Source organism: Spirosoma endophyticum, from assembly GCF_900112365.1.
GTDB lineage: Bacteria > Bacteroidota > Bacteroidia > Cytophagales > Spirosomataceae > Spirosoma > Spirosoma endophyticum.
Genome location: NZ_FOLQ01000061.1, coordinates 1 through 6704, shown reverse-complemented (window position 1 = coordinate 6704; position 6704 = coordinate 1). Strand labels below are relative to the sequence as shown.

Sequence of the window (6704 nt, the reverse complement as noted above, 5' to 3'; positions counted from 1 at the left end):
ATGGCCGATAAGACTTTTGCAACAGCCACTAAGATTATGTAAAGGGAGTATTCCATTGTGGAATGTAGTATACTTTCCATCTATTTATCGGAAATGATCAATTCTGTAGAGTATGCATGTAGCCTTTATTCGCACAATTCTGTCTGTTCTCTTTACTTGTGCCCTAAGCACCACCGGTATAAGCCAGAGTAAGCTAACACCTATGCAGAAAATCTATTTGACAGATAAAGTACTTGAAAAGAATCTGAATGAATATGCGAAGGCAACTCAGGCTAAATTCATTATAGTAAATGTAGAAAAGCAAGATAGCCTTTACCAATATGAGTTGGCAAAAATTTACTTTTTTGAAAGTATTAAAGACTATGCCCAGTTACCTTGGGGCCAATGGGGCAACTGCGTATTACTTTTCAGCAGCCGAGTTAAGTCTGATTTAAACGAAATACTTCTTATTCGTGACACAACTGCCTTTGCTGACTTGATCAGATACGCACGACCCCTGTTACCCAATGAGTTCTCAAAGGCTCCAGCTCAAGCCCAGAATGGTTTGATCTTGCAGGAAGCACCCCTGTTGATTCATGGCTTGGAATGGAAATTTGCGGTCAAAGGAGGCAAGGAAATATGGTTACGAACAAGCGAGGGCTTTGACTCAAGAGATATTCCCCAACCCAAATAGGTGTTATTTAAGTGGTAATATGTAAACTAAATTACTTTGAAACGCAGGTAGCTACTCGTGAAAAGATGTAAGGAATATTTCCTTGAGTAATTGATTGCTGGTATGTATTGGCTTGAATAAAGCTGTTTATGCTCGCTGCTGTGCCACATCTATCCCAATAACTTTTATTAGTCGTACCCCGGAAAGTTTCTGAAATCTCACATCTATAGCAGGGATTGTCGGGTGTCGACTTAGGCGGCTTACAGGAAAAGAGGGCTAAGTAGATCACCAATAGAATGAATTTCTTCGTCACGTAGCTAGGTCTTTTGCTGTTGTATAATCTGAATCATGTAAAGTTGCTATACTACCTGACCAAAACAAGTTCAATTGCACCATCTGGGCCTTTTAAGTGGATTCGGTTCCGATCATTACAGATCACTTTGAAGTAATAACCGCCGGAAGAAACTACTCCACTAGTCTTGCTTTTATAATACAATCGTATCCAAAACATCTCCCCACGTCCGTAATAGGGACTCGTTTTAACTGTATCTGTTTCAAGGCTATATGTTTTGTATATGATTGGTATCCCCGTATCTAAATGATTCTCAAATAGTGAATCAGGGTCAATAATTTTTTTGTCCACTCCAAAAGTAATCACACCAAATCGAGAAAAAGTAGCTGTTGTAAATGGAGCTGATCTAGGCAAAGGATCAGCGTTTGATGTGCTCTTGGCTCCCCATTTCCAAGAACCGAGAATATTGGTCAGAATAGGTGGTGCTTCGCATGCTTGTTCAACTTTAGGTGGATCGACAGGTGGGGGCAGGGGTGTAATGCGAATTCGACAAGCATATATTAAGCTTATAACACTAAGAAATACCCCGAGTAAATACAGAATCGTTTTCATAGCGAGCATTACTTGTTGGCATAACGTGTTGACTAATTTCCTGTTGTATAATCTATGTGGCTACGGTCCGCCGTTGCGGTTGCAAAACTCGGCAGAAGAATGAAATGACATTGCTCAGAACCTGTTTTCAGCCATTCAGTAGCCGAAAATTTATCTGATAAACCGGTTGACTTAGTTATTCGTGACTTTTGCAACAGCCACTACTTTTATGTTATTCGACTAAACTCAGAAAAGTTGTTTCTCCGTAATTCGGCTTGCTTAAAATAAGTCAATACTTACTGTGCTCGAATAGAGATTACTTTGATCCGAGGAGCGCCCCCACATTTGTTGACCGTATAGGAATCAAACCGAAGCCTTACTGCGATTGGATAGCGAAGGGTAGTGTAGTCATCGTACGGGGCAGAGAGCACATAATCAGTAGTTAAATAGGTCTCCTTAGCTTGGGTCTGAATCAAATATCCTCCAGTACAATCTCCGAAATGACTCGGTCAAGATTATCATACTTGTATTGGCGACGAGTCACCCATAAAGGATATTTAAAGGCATACCCTTGATGATCACTCGTAAAGTAAAAATCGTTGTGCACCTGACTGGCCAACCTGTTTTGGGCATAGAGTAATGTATCGGCCTCATAGACAGCCCAATAATTACCATATTGAGTAAAGTATTTTTTAGTGGCAATAAGCTGCTGGTTACTATTGGACTGAAAGTAACGGTACTGGCTATTAATGTCTTTCAGGGCCGTTAAATCGGTTGGATTGTATAAGCAGTATAGAGAGTAGGATCGCTGACTAGGTTGCTGAGAAAAATTTTGCTGGGCTAATTGACCGTGTTCATTGAATGTAGATGTAATGGTGATACTGTCCTTAGGGCTATAGTGCGTTTCTACGAGTTGTCTAAGCGTAGATGTAGACGCCTGCACCACTGGCGTATCTGGCTCATGACAGGCCATCATTACGCTTAGTATAGTTAGTAAACCAATATATTTCAGCATACACAATAGATTTGAAAATCATGATCCATGATCAACACAAAAGGTTGATTTAACCATGTAAAAAGAATAGTATTTATGTGGTTTTACTTGCTCTGGATATCCGATGTTACGAGACGCTAGCTCCCTGAGGATATCTCTTCAAATCTGGAGCATTTCAGTTGTATAATTTGCTTTATGTATACCTAAGATGAGATACCTAACACAATAAAGCGTTTAGCTATTTATACCTAACATCGAAAGCAACCGAGGTGTAAGCCGCCGAGCGAGGAACAAAGGCGAAATAATGCACATTGGTGACACTTGTACTAACGCCATGCGCGAGAAATACTTGATAAGCAAGCCCTGATTCGCAACGGGTTATCGTTTGGTTTTGCACAAAATCAATATTGGGGGCAATATGTCTTCCCGCCAAGAGAATGGTTTGGCTGAAATCAATCGGAGGCAACACCCCTTTATTGACTACTACGTAGTGTTCGTAATCGGCTTGGGAGCAAATCACCAAACGAACGTCTTGCTGGTTTTCATCGATTTGTTGAAGCCGAAAGACCGTATCTGTCTCCATTTGCAGCGCTTTGAGGGGAATGATTGTGGGATTACTGCAAGTAGGCTGCGTATCGACTATGGGTAGGCAGCTGCTTTCGATATCGGTCGTACAGGCAGTTAGCCCATCTGAGAATAGGGCTACCAACAGGACAAGAAACAGGCAAATGTATTTCATTGGCTTAGCTCTCATTTGACGGTTGAAGAATCTAGTCTAGTAGACGATAGAAAAGTGAAATGCTTGTAACTATAATCCATTTTTGGTTGTATATTAAACTCAGCGGGGCCGTCACCAGCCCCGCTGAGTTTAATATACAACAGGAAAAACTATGCTAGCAGAGCTTGTTGACACATACGAGCGTTTCTCTGATGCGTTAATACTTACTATTCATTATGCGAATTCAATTGATAACGGCCGATCTCTAGACGTGATCATACACTGTATGAACAAACAAAAAGATTACGAATGGGAAACAGTGAAACTCTCATTTATGGAAATCTCAAAGTTTAGGTTTATTGAGAATGAACGAACTTCGAGTACAGTCATAAATTCTGCTCTGTTAAAGAATGAGCAAGGTCAAATAATAATAGATTTTTTTCCATTTATCTATGATGATGGGGTGTTGAAAGAGAATCCTAGCTCTGATTTTTCAATACGCTGTAGAAGCATCAAATATGAACTGTTAAACTGATTAGTTTACATAATGCCAGTGGCTGTTGCAAAAGTCACGAATAGGCCAAATAGCTGACTTACCAATTAGTTTTCGGCTATTGAATGGCTGAAATTAGTTTATAAGCAGTGCCATTTCGCAAGGGCACCGACTTTTGCAACAGCCACGCCACTTATACAACAAAAGATAAAGATCTATAAATCAATTCCTTGACCGTTAACTAAATATTTAGTTAACAGATGAAAGAATACATTCTATTGCGCGTTATCTAAACATATTCACTTTAAATATACCCGCAAATGCGCCCTTCAGTCTTTATTTCTCTGCTACTCGCGTATAGTCTAAATGCCCTATCTATTAACCATTCGATGGCGCAGTCTTCAACAAAAAGGGCTAGACCTGACTATAATCCCGTGATTATTATAGACGGAAAACCATTAGCTGATTATAAAAGTACTATTCCCCCGTCAACTAAGAAACTAACTGTAAAAGGTCAATTGACAGATCGTAGTCGTCAAGATTATCCTGAACTAAATTCTACCGTAATTATTGACAAAGCAGTTATCAGTATAATCCGAGCAAACAGAATAGTCGCTTCAATTAACTGGAAGGATAGTCAGTCATCATCTATTGATCTTTCTGAACGAGCGCAGACAGGCGATCGATTTGTCATTCAGTTTGTAGACGTAAGTACACAAACCAAAGATGGGATAATTAATAATTTACCAAATACTGAAAAGTTATATCAGATACCAATTCGGTAAATGTCGTAGTTGTACAATCCGTCTGTTGCAAAAGTCTGAGTCAGATCAAATAGGCACAAACAGTAAGCCATTTCCAGACAAAAAGTGGTAAAAATCTGCCTGTTCAACGAGCCATTTCGCAAGGGCACCGACTTTTGCAACAGCCACGCCACTTATACAACAGAATGGAGATTACCGATGAATAGAAAATAATAATACTAGATTAGGTGCAGGCTTATCTTTAAGAGAATCAATTAACTGCATTATTTACCAATTCACGTAATGGAAAAACTGTACAGAACCAGCAGCTATCTCTTTATTGCTGTGATGCTCATGGTCTTTGTCGGGTTTTATAAAACCTATTTCGGGCTCTTTCCTCACTTTGATGGTATCACACTTGCACTCCATATTCACGCGGTTACAATATTAGCGTGGATGAGTATTCTGATCATACAACCCTTCTTGATTCGTGGCAAGAAACTGGAACTTCACCGTCTAATAGGAAAAATCTCGTATGTAGTCATGCCCCTAGTGGTACTGTCTACTGGTTGGATCATGCGCCTGGTGGACTTGCAACAAAACACTGGACAAATCTCTAAGCCACATTTTGATATTGCCTGTTATAATAGTCGAAAGGGGAAAGGTAGCCTAACGCCGAATGCCTCCGCTGGCGATTGTACCGCACGGGCGGCCCCGCAAATCTCTATGTACTCAAAGACAGCCTGTTTAGCCGTGGCTTGAGTTTGGAAATCCTGCTGATACACCAACTCCGACTTGAGGCTTTTGAAAAAGCTTTCTGCCACTGCATTGTCCCAACAGTTGCCCTTCCCACTCATACTTTGTACAACTAGTGAGTGTTTTTTCAACAACTTGGTAAATCCATGACAGGCATACTGTACTCCTCGATCAGACCGGGTCGCCGGAGCGATGAAAGATTAATACCCGCTCGATAGGCCGGTTTTTGATAGCCATCTGCCAAGCTGGAATAGTTGTTTCAGTGGCCTTCATCGACTTACTCAATGCCCAACCAATCACTTTTCGATCATACAAATCCATAATCATAGTCAGGTAGAGCCAGCCTTCACCGGTACGAATATAAGTCAGATCCGAAACCCAGGCCAGGCCCGGTTTTACGGGATTGAATTGGCGGTTCAAATGGTTTTCTGCGACCGGATAAGCGTGCTTTGAATCGGTAGTGGTGACCACATACTTCTTCTGAGTGATACTTTTCAGATTAGCCTGCTTCATCAGTCTGGCCACCCGAGGCCGAGATACGTTTATACCTTGAGCCTTAAGATCTCTCGTGATTTTTGGGCTCCCATACCGGCCATTACTAGCAGTGAATAAGCTACTAATTATTTCAGTGATAGCCTGATTTTCCCTGGCTCTTTTAGTGGGCCGTTGGGCTAGCCAATAATAATACCCACTACGGCTCACGTGCAGTACTTTACACATCCGCACCGGCGGACCGGTCTCAACGGGAAACTCGACTTGGTGAGCCTTTATAAATCCGAATATTTCCCACGGTCCGCCGCGCGGTCGCCCCTGGAGAAGATGCCGACTGCCTTTTTTAGTATATCGCGTTCTAATTCAGCCTGTTTGAGTTCCTTTTTCAGTCGTACTATTTCTTGTTGCTCTTGGCTCACCTGGGCCCGGCTAAGGGCTGGGGTACCTGGAGCAGCTACTCGTTCTCTGCGCCACCGAGTTAGAATTTGTGGGGTTATTCCTAACTCTTCAGCGGTTGCTTTTAGAGAACCTTTTGCCTGAGATAGCTCCACGGCCATCTTTTTGAATTCGTCGTCGTACTGTCTCCTTGTTTTCATGGTCCACTAAGTTAGATCGTCCTTAACTTAATGTCCAGTCAAATGTAGCATCTCCAACATGATGAAATACGGAAGTATTGGACAAGACAATGGGCGGAGATAAACCCCACTGTTGAACCAATCGGACTTAACCAAAGACAAGACGGAACATTAGAAGTGACGGTTCACCAAATAGTAAAGGACTTGCAAGGTGAACTGATGTTCGATGGAATAGTAAAGCACATTTACACTATACAAGACGACTTGTTACGAAGAATGGATATTGAACTCGTATAATTGTAAATTTTGAAGGTGAGTCAAAAAATAGATTTACACCTATTTCTGACTTAATTCCCTTAACATATTCTTAGTTATATAACGAGTCGTATGCTACTGGA

The 6704-nt window shown here is 41.3% G+C and carries 5 protein-coding genes and 1 pseudogene; 2 read left to right on the top strand and 4 right to left on the bottom strand.

Annotation, left to right across the window (positions count from 1 at the left end; all coding sequences use genetic code 11):
- Window positions 1-202: 202 nt before the first annotated feature.
- The gene (locus BM202_RS36225) at window positions 203-673 is read left to right on the top strand and encodes a hypothetical protein (protein WP_093835447.1); all 471 of its coding nucleotides are present in this window, start codon (window positions 203-205) and stop codon (window positions 671-673) included.
- A 343-nt stretch (window positions 674-1016) separates the two neighbouring features.
- Here BM202_RS36225 and BM202_RS36220 read toward each other — a convergent pair whose 3' ends face one another.
- The 3 genes from BM202_RS36220 to BM202_RS36210 all read right to left on the bottom strand — a co-directional run bounded on the left by BM202_RS36220 (window position 1017) and on the right by BM202_RS36210 (window position 3268).
- A complete protein-coding gene (locus tag BM202_RS36220) occupies window positions 1017-1556 on the bottom strand; it encodes a hypothetical protein (RefSeq protein ID WP_143100895.1) in 540 nt (179 codons plus the stop codon).
- 451 nt (window positions 1557-2007) lie between these two features.
- The gene (locus BM202_RS36215) at window positions 2008-2550 is read right to left on the bottom strand and encodes a hypothetical protein (protein ID WP_093835443.1); all 543 of its coding nucleotides are present in this window, start codon (window positions 2548-2550) and stop codon (window positions 2008-2010) included.
- A gap of 217 nt (window positions 2551-2767) precedes the next feature.
- Window positions 2768-3268, bottom strand: a complete 501-nt coding sequence (locus tag BM202_RS36210; RefSeq protein ID WP_093835441.1) for a hypothetical protein — start codon at window positions 3266-3268, stop codon at window positions 2768-2770.
- A gap of 861 nt (window positions 3269-4129) precedes the next feature.
- On the opposite strand from BM202_RS36210, the gene BM202_RS36200 reads away from it, so the two are divergent.
- Complete coding sequence (locus tag BM202_RS36200; RefSeq protein ID WP_093835437.1) at window positions 4130-4525, top strand: hypothetical protein; 396 nt, start codon at window positions 4130-4132, stop codon at window positions 4523-4525.
- Window positions 4526-5099: 574 nt separating this feature from the next.
- Here the strand turns inward: BM202_RS36200 and BM202_RS36195 are convergent.
- Window positions 5100-6327 (bottom strand): annotated as a pseudogene (locus tag BM202_RS36195) (IS3 family transposase).
- Between the last annotated feature and the right edge of the window lie 377 nt (window positions 6328-6704).